The organism is Novosphingobium indicum (assembly GCF_014645195.1).
Lineage (GTDB): Bacteria > Pseudomonadota > Alphaproteobacteria > Sphingomonadales > Sphingomonadaceae > Novosphingobium > Novosphingobium indicum.
Map to the genome: position 1 here is coordinate 15719 of NZ_BMLK01000027.1, position 14732 is coordinate 30450.

General features: G+C 64.5%; 15 protein-coding genes. 10 read left to right on the forward strand and 5 right to left on the reverse strand.

Annotation, left to right across the window (positions count from 1 at the left end; all coding sequences use genetic code 11):
* The 4 genes from IEX64_RS20355 to IEX64_RS20370 all read left to right on the forward strand — a co-directional run bounded on the left by IEX64_RS20355 (window position 1) and on the right by IEX64_RS20370 (window position 4129).
* Window positions 1–414: an EthD domain-containing protein gene (locus IEX64_RS20355; RefSeq protein WP_188822688.1), complete on the forward strand. Its 414-nt coding sequence runs from the start codon at window positions 1–3 to the stop codon at window positions 412–414.
* Window positions 415–416: 2 nt separating this feature from the next.
* Complete coding sequence (locus tag IEX64_RS20360; RefSeq protein WP_188822690.1) at window positions 417–1661, forward strand: MFS transporter; 1245 nt, start codon at window positions 417–419, stop codon at window positions 1659–1661.
* An 87-nt stretch (window positions 1662–1748) separates the two neighbouring features.
* Window positions 1749–3107, forward strand: a complete 1359-nt coding sequence (locus IEX64_RS20365) for an aromatic ring-hydroxylating oxygenase subunit alpha (RefSeq protein ID WP_188822692.1) — start codon at window positions 1749–1751, stop codon at window positions 3105–3107.
* A gap of 101 nt (window positions 3108–3208) precedes the next feature.
* Entirely contained in the window at window positions 3209–4129 is a 921-nt protein-coding gene (locus IEX64_RS20370) for a VOC family protein (protein ID WP_188822694.1), read from the forward strand.
* A 3-nt stretch (window positions 4130–4132) separates the two neighbouring features.
* Here IEX64_RS20370 and IEX64_RS20375 read toward each other — a convergent pair whose 3' ends face one another.
* A complete protein-coding gene (locus IEX64_RS20375; protein WP_188822696.1) occupies window positions 4133–4723 on the reverse strand; it encodes a TlpA family protein disulfide reductase in 591 nt (196 codons plus the stop codon).
* A gap of 19 nt (window positions 4724–4742) precedes the next feature.
* Here IEX64_RS20375 and argH point away from each other — a divergent pair, with 19 nt between their 5' ends.
* The 3 genes from argH (at window position 4743) to lysA (ending at window position 7740) form a co-directional block, all read left to right on the forward strand.
* The gene (gene argH / locus IEX64_RS20380) at window positions 4743–6116 is read left to right on the forward strand and encodes an argininosuccinate lyase (RefSeq protein ID WP_188822748.1); all 1374 of its coding nucleotides are present in this window, start codon (window positions 4743–4745) and stop codon (window positions 6114–6116) included.
* A 5-nt stretch (window positions 6117–6121) separates the two neighbouring features.
* Complete coding sequence (locus IEX64_RS20385) at window positions 6122–6376, forward strand: hypothetical protein (protein ID WP_188822698.1); 255 nt, start codon at window positions 6122–6124, stop codon at window positions 6374–6376.
* A gap of 104 nt (window positions 6377–6480) precedes the next feature.
* A complete protein-coding gene (gene lysA / locus IEX64_RS20390) occupies window positions 6481–7740 on the forward strand; it encodes a diaminopimelate decarboxylase (protein WP_188822700.1) in 1260 nt (419 codons plus the stop codon).
* A gap of 134 nt (window positions 7741–7874) precedes the next feature.
* Here the strand turns inward: lysA and IEX64_RS20395 are convergent, their stop codons facing one another.
* The 3 genes from IEX64_RS20395 to IEX64_RS20405 all read right to left on the reverse strand — a co-directional run bounded on the left by IEX64_RS20395 (window position 7875) and on the right by IEX64_RS20405 (window position 10482).
* A complete protein-coding gene (locus IEX64_RS20395; RefSeq protein ID WP_188822702.1) occupies window positions 7875–8252 on the reverse strand; it encodes an endonuclease domain-containing protein in 378 nt (125 codons plus the stop codon).
* Between the two features lie 455 nt (window positions 8253–8707).
* Window positions 8708–9760, reverse strand: coding sequence for a ribonucleotide-diphosphate reductase subunit beta (locus IEX64_RS20400; protein ID WP_188822704.1), 1053 nt, complete (start codon window positions 9758–9760; stop codon window positions 8708–8710).
* 269 nt (window positions 9761–10029) lie between these two features.
* Window positions 10030–10482 carry a cupin domain-containing protein gene (locus IEX64_RS20405; protein WP_188822706.1) on the reverse strand — a complete coding sequence of 151 codons (453 nt, stop codon included), beginning with the start codon at window positions 10480–10482 and terminating at the stop codon, window positions 10030–10032.
* Between the two features lie 108 nt (window positions 10483–10590).
* Here IEX64_RS20405 and IEX64_RS20410 point away from each other — a divergent pair, with 108 nt between their 5' ends.
* A complete protein-coding gene (locus IEX64_RS20410; RefSeq protein WP_229710606.1) occupies window positions 10591–10869 on the forward strand; it encodes a DUF2171 domain-containing protein in 279 nt (92 codons plus the stop codon).
* A 241-nt stretch (window positions 10870–11110) separates the two neighbouring features.
* Here IEX64_RS20410 and IEX64_RS20415 read toward each other — a convergent pair whose 3' ends face one another.
* Window positions 11111–11539: a PepSY domain-containing protein gene (locus IEX64_RS20415; protein WP_373290177.1), complete on the reverse strand. Its 429-nt coding sequence runs from the start codon at window positions 11537–11539 to the stop codon at window positions 11111–11113.
* 173 nt (window positions 11540–11712) lie between these two features.
* Here IEX64_RS20415 and IEX64_RS20420 point away from each other — a divergent pair, with 173 nt between their 5' ends.
* Window positions 11713–11940 carry a DUF2171 domain-containing protein gene (locus IEX64_RS20420; RefSeq protein WP_188822710.1) on the forward strand — a complete coding sequence of 76 codons (228 nt, stop codon included), beginning with the start codon at window positions 11713–11715 and terminating at the stop codon, window positions 11938–11940.
* Between the two features lie 236 nt (window positions 11941–12176).
* Window positions 12177–14573, forward strand: coding sequence for a PQQ-dependent dehydrogenase, methanol/ethanol family (locus IEX64_RS20425; RefSeq protein ID WP_188822712.1), 2397 nt, complete (start codon window positions 12177–12179; stop codon window positions 14571–14573).
* Window positions 14574–14732: the final 159 nt, after the last annotated feature.

A 14732-nucleotide genomic window follows, 5' to 3' on the forward strand; every position in this document is an offset into this window, starting at 1 on the left:
ATGCTCAAGCAGATCTGCTTCTTCCGCAAGCGCCCCGACATGACCATGGACGAGTTCATGGACTACTACGAGAACCAGCACTCGCAGCTTGCCCAGAAGATGGGCGCGCAGCCGGCGATCCCGAACGCGGTGCGCTATGTGCGGCGCTATCTGGTACCTGAAAGGAATCCGATCACCGGCGAGATCCACGATCCCGGCTACGACTGCATCATGGAGATCTGGTGGAACAGCCGCGAGGACTTCGAGCGGTCGCAAGCCATCATCTCTTCGCCCGAGCGCCTGCCGATGACCAAGGCCGACGAGGAAAAGCTCTTCGCCGGGCATGAGAACCCCGTCTGCACCTGCATCGAATACGATTCGCCGATGGGCCCCAATGGCGAGGCCACCCACGTCGATCTGCGATACGGCGACTGAATATGAACACGGAAACGCGCAGCGGGCGCGAGGAATGGAAGGCCCACGGTCTGGTGCCGGTGGCAGCCGGGCTCGGCTATGCCACCAGCGTGATCCACATCTACGGCATCGGCCCCTATTTTGGCCCGGTCGCCGAGCAGTTCGGCTGGACACGCACCGAAGTCACCTTCGGTCTGACGATCGCCACGCTGGTCCAGGCGGTGGGCGGCGTCTTCATCGGGCTTGCCGTCGATCGCTTCGGCCCGCGCCGCTTCGGGGTCCTCGGGCTGGTCCTGCTGGGTGTCGCGTTTTCGCTGCTGGGCACGGCCAACGGATCGCTGCTGCAGTGGTATCTGCTGTGGTGCCTCGTGGCGCTGGCGGCCCTGCCCGTCCAAGCGTCGGTCTGGACCAGCGCGGTCGCCTCGCTGTTCCATGTCTCGCGCGGGATGGCCTTCGCGGTAACGCTTTGCGGGGCCTCGATCGCGGCAGGCGTTTTCCCCTTGATGGGCACTTATGCCATCGCCCGGCTCGGGTGGGAGATGGCTTTTTCGGCCCATGCCGCCGTCTGGCTGATCATAGCCTTTCCGGTGATCTTCCTGTTCTTCCACGGGCGCTACGACCGGGGCCGCAAGAACAAGGAAGAAGGTGAGGTTGCCAGCCCGAAAGACCTGCCGGGCGTGACACTCGCTGAAGGCCTTCGCTCGACGATCTACCAACGCCTGTTCATCGCCAGCCTGCTCTTCACCTTCACCATCATCGCCATCGTCGTGCACTTCACCTCGATCCTCGGCGACCAGGGTGCCGATCCGCTGACGGCTGCCGGCATCGCCTCGTTCGTGGGCTGGTTTTCGCTTGCAGGGCGGCTGGGCACCGGCTTCCTGCTGGACCGTCTTCCCGCCTCGCTGGTGGGCGCCGCAGTCTTCATGCTGCCGGTGGCGGGATCGCTGCTGCTTCTGCTCGGAGGCGATTCCTATGGCGCCATGGTCCTTGCATCGGGGCTGATCGGCCTCACATTGGGAGCAGAGATAGATGTGGTCGTGTTCCTGCTGACCCGCCACTTCGGGCTGAAGAACTTCGGCGGGCTCTATGGCGGTGTCCTGGCGGCGCTTTCGATCGGCACCGCTGTGGGCCCGCTGGTGGCCGCGCGCATCTTCGATGTGACCGGCAGCTACGATGGTTTTCTGTGGCTGGCATTGGGTTTCATGGCCGCGAGCAGCCTGGCCGTCGCCAGCCTGCCACGGCGCGACGAAGCATTCGCGGCACACTGACGGCAGCGCCTCAGCGATTTGCGCTGGCGTGCCAATAATGAAATACTGAACGCAAATCCGCACAAATTGACAGAGAACGAGGAACCCATGGGTGAGATAGGCAAGATCGTGCAGGCGCCGGAAGAACTCGTCGCGCCGGTCAATGTCCCGGCCGAGGCCTACGTGTCCCCGGAATACGCCAAGGCCGAACGTGACAAGCTGTGGCGCAAGGTCTGGCTGCAGGCCGGACGGCTCGAGGATATCCCCGAGGTCGGGAACTACATCACGTTCGACATCATCGACGATTCGGTGATCATCGTGCGCGCCTCGGAAACCGAGATCCGCGCCTTCCACAATGTCTGCCCGCACCGCGGCCGCAAGCTGGTCGATATTCCGGAAGGCAAGCGCAACGCCCACGGCACGCGGCCGAACTTCATCTGCGGCTATCACGGCTGGACGTTCGATCTCGACGGCAAGAACACGTACATCGAGCATCAGGACGACTGGCAGGGCCACCTGTGCGACGGCCTCGCCGATCTCGGCAAGGTTCAGGTCGACACCTGGGGCGGCTGGATCTGGATCAACCTCGATCCCGAATGCATGCCGCTGGCCGAATACCTCCAGCCGGCAGCAACGATGCTCGAACCCTACGGTCTCGAGAAGATGCGTCCGCGCTGGCGCAAGTGGATCATTTTCGAGTGCAACTGGAAAGTCGCGATGGAGGCTTTCTGCGAGACCTACCACGTCTCCACCACGCACCCCGAATTCATGGACTTCGGCCAGTTTCGCGGCTGGGCGCGCAATCAGGGGCTGCACTCCAACATCGGCTACGATGCGCCCAAGGGCCAGGAAGAGGATTCGGGCAAGCTGCGCCTCGGCGCCGGCGAGGACCCGCGCCTGACCACGGCGGAGATGCAGAACTTCACCTGGCAGAACGCCAATACCAACACGACGATGACGCTTGTCTCGGTTGCCAACCGCCTCAAGGACGAACTGCCCGAAGGCACGCCCCCGGCGGAAGTCTCGGCCTACTGGATCAAGACCGCCCGCGAGGAAGACAAGGCGCGCGGCGTCGAGTGGGCGCAGGTCGATCCGCAGCACACCTCGCAGGCAGGCACCGCCTGGCAGATCTTCCCGAACTTCCAGATCGGGCAGGCCGTCAACAACATGCTGTGCTATCAGGCGCGCCCCTATGGCACCGATCCCGACAAGTGCATCTTCGAAGCCGCCGTCTACGAACTGTGGCCCGAAGGCGAAGCGCCCGAGACCGAGTGGGAATACACCAGGCCCCACGAATGGCCGCCGGTGCTGCAGCAGGATTTCAACAACATGGCTGCCGTCCAGCAGGGCATGAAGAACGTCGGCTATCGCGGCGCCCAGCCCAATCCCTACATGGAACGCTCGGTCGCCTCGCTGCACATGAACCTTGCCAAGTTCATGGGAACGGGCGCGCCCAAGACCTATTGAGGCGCGATAGCGCGGGACGGGTCGATCATCCGTCCCGCGCCGTCACCCCCGCGCAGACGGGGGGACAGGGAGTTCTCCCAGGCTGAGAGGATCGTCCGACCATGCAGTTTCCGCTCGTCCACATCAGCTGGGCTCTCGCCGACAATGCCGACCGACCGGGCTGCGACGCCTTCTTTCAGGACGTCTTCGGCGCCGAGCCGGTCTATGAGATCCTCGTAACGCCCGAGACCGAGAAGATGGGCCTCGACCGCGAGGAAACGCTGATGATGATCGGCGATGCCATGGTCATCCCCATCGCGCCCGCCGGACGCGGCGCACAGGAAGGCGCACCGCTGGGCGACATGCTTCGCCGCTCCTCCGCGCCGATGCGCTGGCTGGGGCTGGCGCTCAAGACCAACGATCTCGAAAACGCCGACGCCTGGTTCGCCGAGCGCGGGTTCAAGCGGCACTACGATCGCGGCATGGAAGCGCATTACTTCCTGGTTCCCCGCGGTCAGGCCATGGGCATGCGGTTGGAAATCGTGAAGCAGGACATGCCCAACGAGCCGCGCACCGCTCCGGATTGGTCACCGGCAAAATGGCGCGATGCCCATTCGCTGGGAATCGAAGGCCTGCAGGCCGTGGGCGTGAGTGCCCCGTCGCTGGAGGAAGCCCGCGACCTGTTTGCCGGAAAGCTGGAATGGAGCGAAATCGGCACGCGTGACCTGCCCGATGCCACTTGCGCCGCCTTCGCCATGGGCGATACCGTGCTCGAAACGATGGAAGGCACGTCGGACGCTTCGCCCATCACCGCCCATGCCCGCGACGTGAAAGGCATCTACCACCTCGTCTTCAAGGTGAAGGACGCGGCCAGCGCCGCAACGTACCTGCGCAGCAAGGGCCTGACCCTGATCGGCAACACCGATGACCGCTTCGCCATTCACCCCGACGAAGCCCACGGCCGCCTGATCTGGTTCACCGAAGTGACGCCGGAGGGCTATCCGCGCGCGGGATCGAAATTGGCCGAGATGGCCGCGGCCTGACGCCTACTTCGCTTCCTTGATCAGCTTCAGCGCTTCGGGCGAGGTCCAGTCGTTACCGCCTGTGTAGCGCCACACTTCCTTGCCCTGCGCATCGAACATGATCGTCATCGGCAGGTTGCCGCCGTACTGGAAGCCGAGGTCGCCCTTCTCGTCGATCCAGGGCTGGATATTGTCGAGCTTGCGGCGGCGCAGGATCTCAACGACCTTGTCGTCCTGCTCCATGTCCTGCGAGATCGGCAGGACCACTACACCGAGTTCCTGTTCACGGTCGATCAGCGCGTCGAGCGTCGGCATTTCGGCGATGCACGGCGCACACCACGTGGCCCACAGGTTGATCAGCAGCGGCTTGCCCTTGAGCGAGGACAGGTCGAGGCTTTCGCCGGTGGGGTCGACCAGCGTGATGTCGGGCAGCGGCTCGCCCTTGTGCGAGCGGTCGAGCTTCTCCACCGCAACATCCTTGCCCTGCGCCGCGCCCGGCGAAGCCTGCTGTTGCGCGTCCTCGCCGCTTTGCCTATCGCAGCCGCCGGCCAAGAGGGTCACGGCCCCGGCAATGGAACACAGGACGAGCGACTTGAGCGATATGGCAGACGGCAAGGCGGGAGGCTCCAACCAGATGTGGGGCGGACGGTTCGCGGAAGGACCGTCGGCAATCATGCGCGAGATAAACGCCTCGATTCCCTTCGACAAGGCATTGTGGCGGCAGGACATAGCCGCCAGCAAGGCGCACGTCGCGATGCTGGGGGCTTGCGGCATCGTTTCGGATGCCGATGCGGTCACGATCCGCGACGGTCTGGACAAAGTCGCCGCCGAGTACGAGGCCGACGGCGTGCCCGAGGACTGGGACCTCGAGGACATCCACATGACCACCGAATCGCGCCTTGCCGAACTGATCGGCCCGACCGCAGGGCGGCTGCACACCGCGCGTTCGCGCAACGATCAGGTGGCGACCGACTTCCGCCTCTGGGTGCGCGATGCCATGGACCAGGCCGATGCCGGGCTGCAGGCGCTGCAGGTCGCGCTGGTCACCCGCGCCGGCGAGCATGCGGGCAGCATCATGCCCGGCTTTACCCACCTGCAGACCGCGCAGCCGGTCACGCTGGGCCATCACCTGATGGCCTACTACGAAATGATCGCCCGCGACCGTTCGCGCTTTGCCGATGCCCGCAAGCGCATGAACCGCAGCCCGCTGGGTTCTGCGGCGCTGGCAGGCACCGGCTTTCCCATCGACCGCGAAATGACCGCGCAGGCGCTCGGCTTCGACGGGCCGACCGCCAACAGCCTCGATGCCGTATCGGACCGCGATTTCGCTCTCGACTACCTGATGGCCGCCAGCCAGTGCAGCCTGCACCTCTCGCGCCTTGCCGAGGAATTCATCATCTGGGCGAGCCAGCCCTTCGGCTTCGTCGCGCTGCCCGATGCGCTTTCCACCGGCAGCTCGATCATGCCGCAGAAGAAGAACCCGGACGCCGCCGAGCTGGTGCGCGGCCATGCCGGGCGCATCTCGGGTTGCCTGATGAGCCTGATGATGACGATGAAGGGCCTGCCGCTCGCCTATTCGAAGGACATGCAGGACGACAAGCCGCCGGTCTTCGAGGCCGCAGGACTGCTGGCGCTCTCGATCGCGGCGATGACCGGCATGGTCGCCGACACCAGGTTCCGCACCGACCGGATGCGCGGCGCCGCCGAACTCGGCTTCGCCACCGCCACCGATCTGGCCGACTGGCTGGTGCGCGAGGGCGACATTCCCTTCCGCGAGGCGCACCACATCACCGGCTCGGCCGTGAAGCTGGCCGAGACGCGCGGCGTTGCGCTCGACCAGTTGCCGCTCGAAGACCTGAAACAGATCGACAGCCGCATCGACGAGCGCGTATTCAAGGCGCTCTCGGTCGAGGCATCGGTCGCCGCGCGCAAGAGCCACGGCGGCACCGCGCCCGATCAGGTGCGCGAGCGCGTGGCCGAAGCCCGCGCCGCGCTCGGTTTGGAGTAAACCGCATGCGCAAGATCGCCGTCCTCGCCATCCTTGCGGCCCTTGCCGCCTGCGGCCAGCGCTCGAACCTTGGCCTCAAACCCGGCCAGCAGCTTCCGCCCGCGCCCTATGGCCGGACGGAGAAACCGGACTCGGCCGAACTGCTCGAACTGCCCACGCTCGCCATTCCCGAACGCAGCGTGGAACTGCGCACCCGCTCCGAGGAGCGCGAGGACGACCCCTTCGACCTGCCGCCACCCGAAGCGCCGCAGCCAGAGTAACTCAAGCCCCCCAACTCCGCCCACCCTGAGCTTGTCGAAGGGTGGTGTCAGCGTCCTTCGACAAGCTCAGGACGAGCGGGGTCAGGCTAAATTTCAGGACGACCATGGACCATTTCGAACTCAGGAACGGCGAGCTTCACGCCGAGAACGTGCCGCTCACCGCGATTGCCCGCGAAGTCGGTACGCCCGTCTACGTCTATTCGCGCGCCACGCTCACGCGCCATGCGCAGGTCTTCCGCGAGGCGCTTTCCGCGCTACCCAAAGTGCACATCGCCTTTGCCGTGAAGTCCAACCCCAACCTTGCCGTGCTGCGCCTGCTGGCCAAGGAAGGCTACGGGGCGGACGTCGTTTCCGAAGGCGAGATGAACCGCGCGCTGGCCGCCGGGATGCCCGCAGCCGACATCGTCTTCTCGGGCGTCGGCAAGACCCGCGCCGAGCTGACCGCGGCGGTCAAGGCCGGGATCGGCCAGTTCAACCTCGAAAGCGAGGAAGAGGGCGTCGAGCTGGGCGAGATCGCGGCGGCCCTGGGCAAGACCGCGACTTGCGCGCTGCGCGTCAATCCCAATGTCGATGCCAGGACCCACGCCAAGATCTCGACCGGCAAGGCCGAGAACAAGTTCGGCGTGCCTTATGACATGGCCGCCGGCATCTATACGCGCCTTTCGGCCCTGCCGGGCCTCGATATGCGTGGGCTCGCGGTACACATCGGCAGCCAGATCGGCGACCTCGATCCCTCGCGGCAGGCCTTCATCAAGATGGGCGAACTGATGCGCACGCTGCGCGATCAGGGGCTTTCCGTCACCCACATGGACTTCGGCGGCGGGCTCGGCGTGCCCTACAAGGCGGGGGAGCAGCTCCCCACCCCGGCCGACTACGGCGCGATGGTGGCAGACGTGACGCAGGGCTGGGACGTGACGCTGATGTTCGAGCCGGGCCGCGTGATCACCGGCAACTCGGGCGTGCTGGTGACCGAAGTGGTGCGCGTGAAGCAGGGCGCGGGCCATCCCTGGGTGGTGGTCGACGCCGCGATGAATGACCTCGCCCGCCCGGCGATGTACGATGCCTGGCACGATTTCGTGGCGGTGAAGCCGAGCGGCGAGACGATGATCGCCAATGTCGTCGGCCCGATCTGCGAAAGTTCCGACACTTTCGCGATGGCGCGCGAGATCGACGCCGTGAAGGCCGGAGACCTCGCCGCCTTCCGCACCGCCGGCGCCTATGGCGCAACGATGGCCAACACCTACAACTCGCGCGCGCTGGTGCCCGAAGTCATGGTCGACGGCGACAAGTGGGCGCTGGTGGCAAACCGCATCGAACCGGCGACGATTCTGGCGGCGGAGCAGGTGCCGGAGTGGTTGGATTGAGGTGAGGTTGCGCGGGGAAGCCCACCCCCGACCCCTCCCGCTTGCGGGAGGGGAGTTCCAGCGCCACGTAGCCTGGCAACGCTAGCTCCGCCCTCCCGCAAGCGGAAGGGCCGTGAGACTTGGCGGCGTGCCGCCTAGTCGCAACGGGGTGGGCTCCCCAAAGCCGACATCTCGCGCACAACTGCCATTATCGAAGCCAACACCCCTTCCAAATTTCCGAACACCTCGGCGTTCGTAAACCTCAGCACCCGGTACCCGTCCTCCCGCATCCACCGATCCCGCGCGGAATCCTGCTCCGGCCGGCAATCATGCGAATGCCCGTCCAGTTCGATCACCAGTTTCAGCTCACGGCATAGGAAGTCTGCAAAGTACGGCCCGACCGGCATCTGCCGCGCGAACTTAACCCCAAGCTGCGAGCGGGACAGACGCCGCCACATAACCCGTTCCGCCGGCGTTGCGGCTCGGCGCAGTTGGCGAGCGCGTGCCGTGTTGCGAGGGTTGAAAGCACGCATGTGGACAGGCTGCGGGTTTGAGTGGCTTGTGCCAGTTAAGGATCAGAAAACGCTTCGGCGTGCCAAATAAGCGCCGGGTGAGGAAGCCCACCCCCAACCCCTCCCGCCTGCGGGAGGGGAGTATCAGCGCTCTGTCTCTTGGCAGCGCGGACTCCGCCCTCCCGCAAGCGGGAGGGCCGCGAGACTTGCCGAACCGTCAGGTGAGGATAGTCGCAGCGGGGTGGGCAATCTGGCAGATAGATCCCGTCATCTTGATGAAAAAATCAAAAACCCCCAATCTATTCCGTGCTTGCAATTGGCATTTGGAGGAAAAGCACCCTTTAAATACCCCGCTTTGACAAGATCGTGTGCAGCAGCAAGGCAATCATCTTCACAGTGTCCATCCACTTGGATGGGACCGTCGATTTCGCCAGCCTGCTTAACGCGCCGGAGAATTTCAGAGTGCAAAGGAGACATCACTCCGCCGCCTGCGTGCCTCCGAACATATCCGGCTCGCTACCGTCATCTGCGTCATCGACGTCGTTGGCCTTCGCCTTGCGGCGCTGGTCGAAGTTGGTCCACACGGTGTTCCAGTCGCCGCGGGTGGCGCCCTTCGAGTATTCGGTGGCGCGGGTTTCGAAGAAGTTAGCGTGCTCCACGCCGTTGAGCAGCGGGGTGAGCCAGGGCAGCGGGTGCTCCTCGGCCATGTAGATCGCCGGCAGGCCGAGCTGGCTCAGGCGCCAGTCGGCGATGTAGCGGATGTAGCGCTTGATGTCCTTGGCGCTCATGCCGGGGACCGGGCCCATCTCGAAGGCGAGGTCGATGAAGTTGTCTTCGAGCCGCACCGTCTTCTGGCAGCAGTCGATGATGTCCTCCTTCACCGCCTTGGTCAGGCAGCCGCGTTCCTTCACGAAGGCGTGGAACAGCTTGGTGATGCCTTCGCAGTGCAGCGATTCGTCGCGGATCGACCAGGTGACGATCTGGCCCATGCCCTTCATCTTGTTGAAGCGCGGGAAGTTCATCAGCATCGCGAAGCTGGCGAAGAGCTGCAGGCCCTCGGTAAAGCCGCCGAACATGGCGAGCGTGCGGGCAATGTCCTCGTCGGTATCGACACCGAACTGCTGCAGGTAGTCGTGCTTGTCCTTCAGTTCCTGATATTCGAGGAACATGCCGTATTCGCTTTCGGGCATGCCGATGGTGTCGAGCAGGTGCGAATAGGCGGCGATGTGCACCGTCTCCATGTTGGAGAAGGCAGCGAGCATCATCTTGATCTCGGTCGGCTTGAACACCCGGCCGTACTGCTCGTGGTAGCAGTTCTGCACTTCGACGTCGGCCTGCGTGAAGAAGCGGAAGATCTGGGTGAGCAGGTTGCGCTCGTGCTCGGAAAGCTTCTGCGCCCAGTCGCGGCAATCCTCGCCCAGCGGCACTTCCTCGGGCAGCCAGTGCACCTGCTGCTGGCGCTTCCAGAAGTCGTAGGCCCAGGGATATTCGAAGGGCTTGTAGGTCTTGCGGGCTTCCATCAGCGGCATGTGCGACAACTCCGGTGGTGCGATTCGGTTATGCTGCCCGGCCTCTTGTGCGGCTTCGGGCGGAAAATTCGGTGCGTCCGCAAGGTCGGGCGCGAAACCTCTTGATAACCAAATTTGCCCGCAAGAGGAGTGACCTGGTCAATCTTTACACAGCTTTGCGGGCACATCTTGCGGCTGTGCATATGTGGGGACGCTAGCCCTTGTAATCCACCCCGCCGCCACGCGACTCGCGCATTCCTCAGCCTCAAGGACGCGCACCCCGCATCCGGTCACACCGTCCGGCCCTTGCCGACTGGATGCGCGGGCAGCGTCACCACTGCGATCAGCGCGTCGCTTTCGCCGTCGTTGCGCATGGCGTGGAGCACGCCCCGGTCGACCAGGAAATCGCCCGCGCGCAGCACCGTTTCGCCGGTCTCAAGCACAAGCACGATCTCGCCCTCGATCACGACGATGTAGTCGAGCGTATCGGTGGCATGCATGTAGGGAACGGCGTCAGGCGGCAGGCGCACGAGCATGAAGGCGCTGCCGCCCTGATGGATGAGATCGAAATCGAATGTCGTTGCGACATCGGCACTGCCGCTGTTGTCCGCCGGCAGCGACTCGGTGCGCCAGGCCATGCCGCCCACCGCGCTTGTCATCGCGATCGGCGAATCGACGATCACACACGAGCGCCCGTCCCGATCCAGTCCGGTCACCACGCGCCTGTGTTTCGGCAACGCCATATCCAACTCCTCTCGCTCCTCCCATTTTTATGCGGAACCGTGGCCGCTGGAGGAGTATTATCGTTGTGTAGTCCGACCGGCGCCGCCGGCCTCAGCAGGAGAACTTTCGTGACTCAGCAGACAACAGATGCAGCCAAGGGGCAAGCACCGGACGGGGAAACCGCCTGGACAACTGTCGTCGGCACAATCCGCAAGGGCATGAAAGTGATCGATCCGGACGGCGCCTGTCTCGGCCACGTCGCCAGCGTGAAGGGCGACGAGGTGATGCTCGACGGCGACGACGGCAAGGACTTCATCTCGCTCACCCAGGTCGATGGCGTGGGCGAGGAAGGCGTGCTGCTGCAGGGCCGCGGCGATGCGACTTTCGGGCTCGGCGCGCAGCCGTGAGGCGCTGAGGGATGCCCCCTCCGCTCGTCCTGAGCCTGTCGAAGGACGCTGGCATGGCGCCGGGATCACATCCTTCGACAAGCTCAGGATGAGCGGGCTTCGACAAGCTCAGGATGAGAGGGCTTCGACAAGCTCAGGATGAGAGGGCTTCGACAAGCTCAGGATGAGAGCGCTTCGACAAGCTCAGGATGAGAGCGCTTCGGCCGGCTCGGTATGATCGGACCGAAAACCTCTCGGGAGATCATTTCCAGAACCAGCGCGGTGCGAGCTTGCGGTCGCTGCGGAAGCGCCACATCTGGACGTAGAGCCAGATCCCCGAAATCGAGAAGAACACCAGCGCCAGTCCGGACAGGACCGAGATGATGGTGCCGATCGTTCCGAAGGTCTCGCCCGAATGCAGATGGTGGAATGTGCCGACCATCGAGCGGATGCCGGTGGCATTGGCCCGCGGCGGCTGGCAGCGCCAGCCATCGGGGCATTCGAAGCCCGCCGGCGGCGTGGCAGCGGCTTGTGCAGCCGGATCGGGCGCGCCAGCCGGCCAAAGTACAGCGACCTGGCTCAGGACGCCGGTCACCGCGATCCAGAGCATGAACACACCGAAGAAAACCGAAACCCAGCGGTGCCATTTGCGCATTGTGAGAACCCGATCCTGCCTGTTAGGAGATTGCATAATATGCAAGCGCAACCAGCCACGTTTCGCAAGCCCCAAATTGTCGCAATTGGTAGCTTTGCGCCCTTCCTCCACGAGCCGTTTTCAAGCTGCGACGGAATCGGGAACGAAATGCCCGGTAACTCCGTTGAATCAACATATTAAGCAAACAGCAAAAAAGGAGGAAGCCTATTATGTTCGAGAAGCTTCGCATCCACGAGCACATGGAAGTCACCACTGAATCCGGCCAGCACGTCGGCACGGTCGACGAGATCAAGGACGACAAGATCAAGCTGACCCGCACCGACAGCTCCGACGGCGCGCACCATTACGTCGCGCTCGATAACGTCGAAAAGGTGGACGACAACCGGGTCTACCTGAAGCAGGGCACCCCGATCCCGATGGGTGCCGGCGTCAACTGACGGCGCAAGCCAATGCACTGACAGGCGGGTAACGCGGCCTATCAGCGAAGACCCCGGCTCCCTTGCGGGATGCCGGGGTTTCTCGTGTCTGAATTGCCCTCACAGGATCGTCACTGCGACGATATGATACACAGTGAACAGTAACTCTTTCCTTGCCCGCGCCTTGCTGGTAGGTCCCCGGCCAAAGAAGTGAATGGGGAGCAGATCGGGTGAAGGCAGGTTTTGCAAAAGTCACGATGGCAACGGCACTGGCGACGATCGCGCCCCTGGCGCTGACCGCCTGCAACCGCCCTGCGCAGCCGGTTACCGACCTGATGACGGTCAATCCCGACGAATGGCCGAGCTGGGGCCGCACGGGCTCGGAAACGCACTATTCGCCGCTCGACGAAATCGATGCCGATAACGTCGCCGATCTCAAGCTCGCCTGGCATTACGATCTGGAGCCCGGATACACCGCTTCAACGCCGCTGATGGCCGAGGGTAAGGTGTTCATAACCACCGGCCACTCGCACATCCGCGCCTTCAATGCCGAAACCGGCAAACTGCTCTGGGAGTACGACGGCGGCACCCGCGAGCGCGCCAAGTCGGCGCTGCAGATGTCGTGGGGCAGCAAGGGCATCGCCTATGACAAGGGCCATGTCTTCCTCGTCACCACCGACGGCTATGTCGTCTCGCTCGATGCCAGGACGGGCAAGGAAGTGTGGAAGGTCTACGACTACCCGGACCACTCCCCGCGCAACTCGAACGGTGCGCCGCGCGTGTTCGCTGGCAAGGTGATTGTCGGCTTCGGCGGCGCAGACATCAGTCCGGCGCGCGGCTTCGTGACCGCCTACGACGAGAACACCGGCAAGAAGGTCTGGCGCTTCTATACCACCCCTGGCGACACGGTGCCCCCGGCCAACAAGAAGGCCGAGGAGGTCATGCGCAAGACCTGGCCAAGCGGGTGGAAGAACGAGGACGGCACCCGGCGCGGCGGTGGCGGCACGGCGTGGAACGCCTTCAGCTACGACCCCGATCTCAACATGCTCTACATCGGCGTGGGCAACGGCTTCCCCTACAACCGCGACAAGCGCAGCCCCGGCGGCGGCGACAACCTTTTCCTCGCCTCGATCGTCGCGGTCGATGCCGATACCGGCGAATACAAGTGGCACTACCAGGTCTGCCCCGGCGAGCAGTGGGACTGCACCGCGACGACCGACATGACGCTGGCCACGCTCAAGATCGACGGCAAGGAGCGCAAGGTGCTGATGCAGGCACCGAAGAACGGCTTCTTCTACGTGCTCGACCGCAAGACCGGCGAACTGCTCAACCAGCCCGGCAAGATCGCCAAGGTGACCTGGGCCGACCACATCGACATGAAGACCGGTCGTCCGGTCGAAAACCCCGGTATCCGCTACAACGGCAAGCCTGGCATGTTCGAGATGTGGCCGGGACCGACGGGCGCGCACAGCTGGATGCCGCAGGCCTACAGCCCGAACACGGGCCTGGTGTACATCCCCGTGCTCGAGAACGGCGCGCTGATCGGTGACGGCCAGGAAGGCGGCGGCGAGATCACCCGCGGCATGGGGGTAACGCTGATCCCCGAAGTCGACCTGCCCGGCGGCCACCGCAGCTTCCTCAAGGCCTGGGACCCGGTGAAACAGGCCGAAGTCTGGAAGGTCGAGCTGCCCGGCTCGTGGCCCGGCGGGGTGATGACGAGTGCCGGCGGCCTCGTCTTCGAAGGCCAGATCGACGGCAAGTTCGTCGCCCGCGATGCCAGGACCGGCAAGGAGCTGTGGTCGTTCAAGACGGTGAGCCCGGTCGTCGGCGCGCCGATCACCTACCGCATGAACGGCAAGCAGTACGTCACCGTGATTACCGGCGCGGGGGGCCAGGGCGCGGGCATGCAGACCATCGCCGATGCGCCATACCGCACCGACTACCGCCTGCCGCGCCGGGTCCTGACCTTCACGCTCGACGGCAAGGACACCCTGCCCGCGTTCACCTATTCCGAACCGACGCCGCCCGAGGACCCGGACTACAAGCCCGATGCCAAGCGCAGCCAGACCGGTTTCATGATCTATGCCGGCAATGCCTGCCTCGTGTGCCATGGCTGGAATGCCGTCGGCGGCGGGGCGGCGCCCGATCTGCGCTATTCGCCGATCATCACCGCCCCCGACACCTTCAAGGCGGTCGTCCACGGCGCGCTCAAGCCCAACGGCATGCCGCCCTTCCCGCAGATCTCGGACAAGGACCTCGAGGACCTGCGCTTCTACCTGCGCACCCGCGCCCAGCAGGCCCCGGCCGAGAAGAAGGCGGCGATGAACAAGCTCAAGGCCGCCAAGGCGAGCAATGCCAAGCCGCAGGACTTCGCGGGCAAGTGGAACATCGTCATCCAGTCGCCGGTCGGCCCGCAGAAAGCCGTGCTCGACCTCAAGGTGGACGGCAATGTCGTGACGGGGACGGCGAAGGCCGATCAGGGCAACGTCGATCTCGCCGGCGCGTTCAAGGATGGGCGGATCAAGATCGAGGGCAAGGCCTCGATGCCGATGCCGATCACTATCGCCTACGATCTGACGGTGAAGGACGGCGAACTGCAGGGCGAGAATTCGAACGGTCCCTTCGGCACGTTCCCGGTCACGGGTACGCGCTGAACCGGCGGCGGGGCGTCCTCGTCAGGCATCTTCGCCATGACGATCCTCGCGCACTGCCCATAACGGCAGGCTTGCATCGCGCACCGCGCCGGTGTGCACTATCCGCAGAGCCCAACGATCGTGCCGCGACGATGCGCGAGGCGGGCTTGGGAGAGCAGG

What these genes read in the sequence shown, in the direction of transcription:
- IEX64_RS20355 (WP_188822688.1), top strand. Translation starts at nt 1, where the DNA reads ATGCTCAAGCAGATCTGCTTCTTCCGCAAGCGCCCCGACATGACCATG.
- IEX64_RS20360 (WP_188822690.1), top strand. Translation starts at nt 417, where the DNA reads ATGAACACGGAAACGCGCAGCGGGCGCGAGGAATGGAAGGCCCACGGT.
- IEX64_RS20365 (WP_188822692.1), top strand. Translation starts at nt 1,749, where the DNA reads ATGGGTGAGATAGGCAAGATCGTGCAGGCGCCGGAAGAACTCGTCGCG.
- IEX64_RS20370 (WP_188822694.1), top strand. Translation starts at nt 3,209, where the DNA reads ATGCAGTTTCCGCTCGTCCACATCAGCTGGGCTCTCGCCGACAATGCC.
- argH (WP_188822748.1), top strand. Translation starts at nt 4,743, where the DNA reads ATGTGGGGCGGACGGTTCGCGGAAGGACCGTCGGCAATCATGCGCGAG.
- IEX64_RS20385 (WP_188822698.1), top strand. Translation starts at nt 6,122, where the DNA reads ATGCGCAAGATCGCCGTCCTCGCCATCCTTGCGGCCCTTGCCGCCTGC.
- lysA (WP_188822700.1), top strand. Translation starts at nt 6,481, where the DNA reads ATGGACCATTTCGAACTCAGGAACGGCGAGCTTCACGCCGAGAACGTG.
- IEX64_RS20395 (WP_188822702.1), bottom strand. Translation starts at nt 8,252, where the DNA reads ATGCGTGCTTTCAACCCTCGCAACACGGCACGCGCTCGCCAACTGCGC.
- IEX64_RS20400 (WP_188822704.1), bottom strand. Translation starts at nt 9,760, where the DNA reads ATGCCGCTGATGGAAGCCCGCAAGACCTACAAGCCCTTCGAATATCCC.
- IEX64_RS20405 (WP_188822706.1), bottom strand. Translation starts at nt 10,482, where the DNA reads ATGGCGTTGCCGAAACACAGGCGCGTGGTGACCGGACTGGATCGGGAC.
- IEX64_RS20415 (WP_373290177.1), bottom strand. Translation starts at nt 11,539, where the DNA reads ATGCAATCTCCTAACAGGCAGGATCGGGTTCTCACAATGCGCAAATGG.
- IEX64_RS20420 (WP_188822710.1), top strand. Translation starts at nt 11,713, where the DNA reads ATGTTCGAGAAGCTTCGCATCCACGAGCACATGGAAGTCACCACTGAA.
- IEX64_RS20425 (WP_188822712.1), top strand. Translation starts at nt 12,177, where the DNA reads ATGGCAACGGCACTGGCGACGATCGCGCCCCTGGCGCTGACCGCCTGC.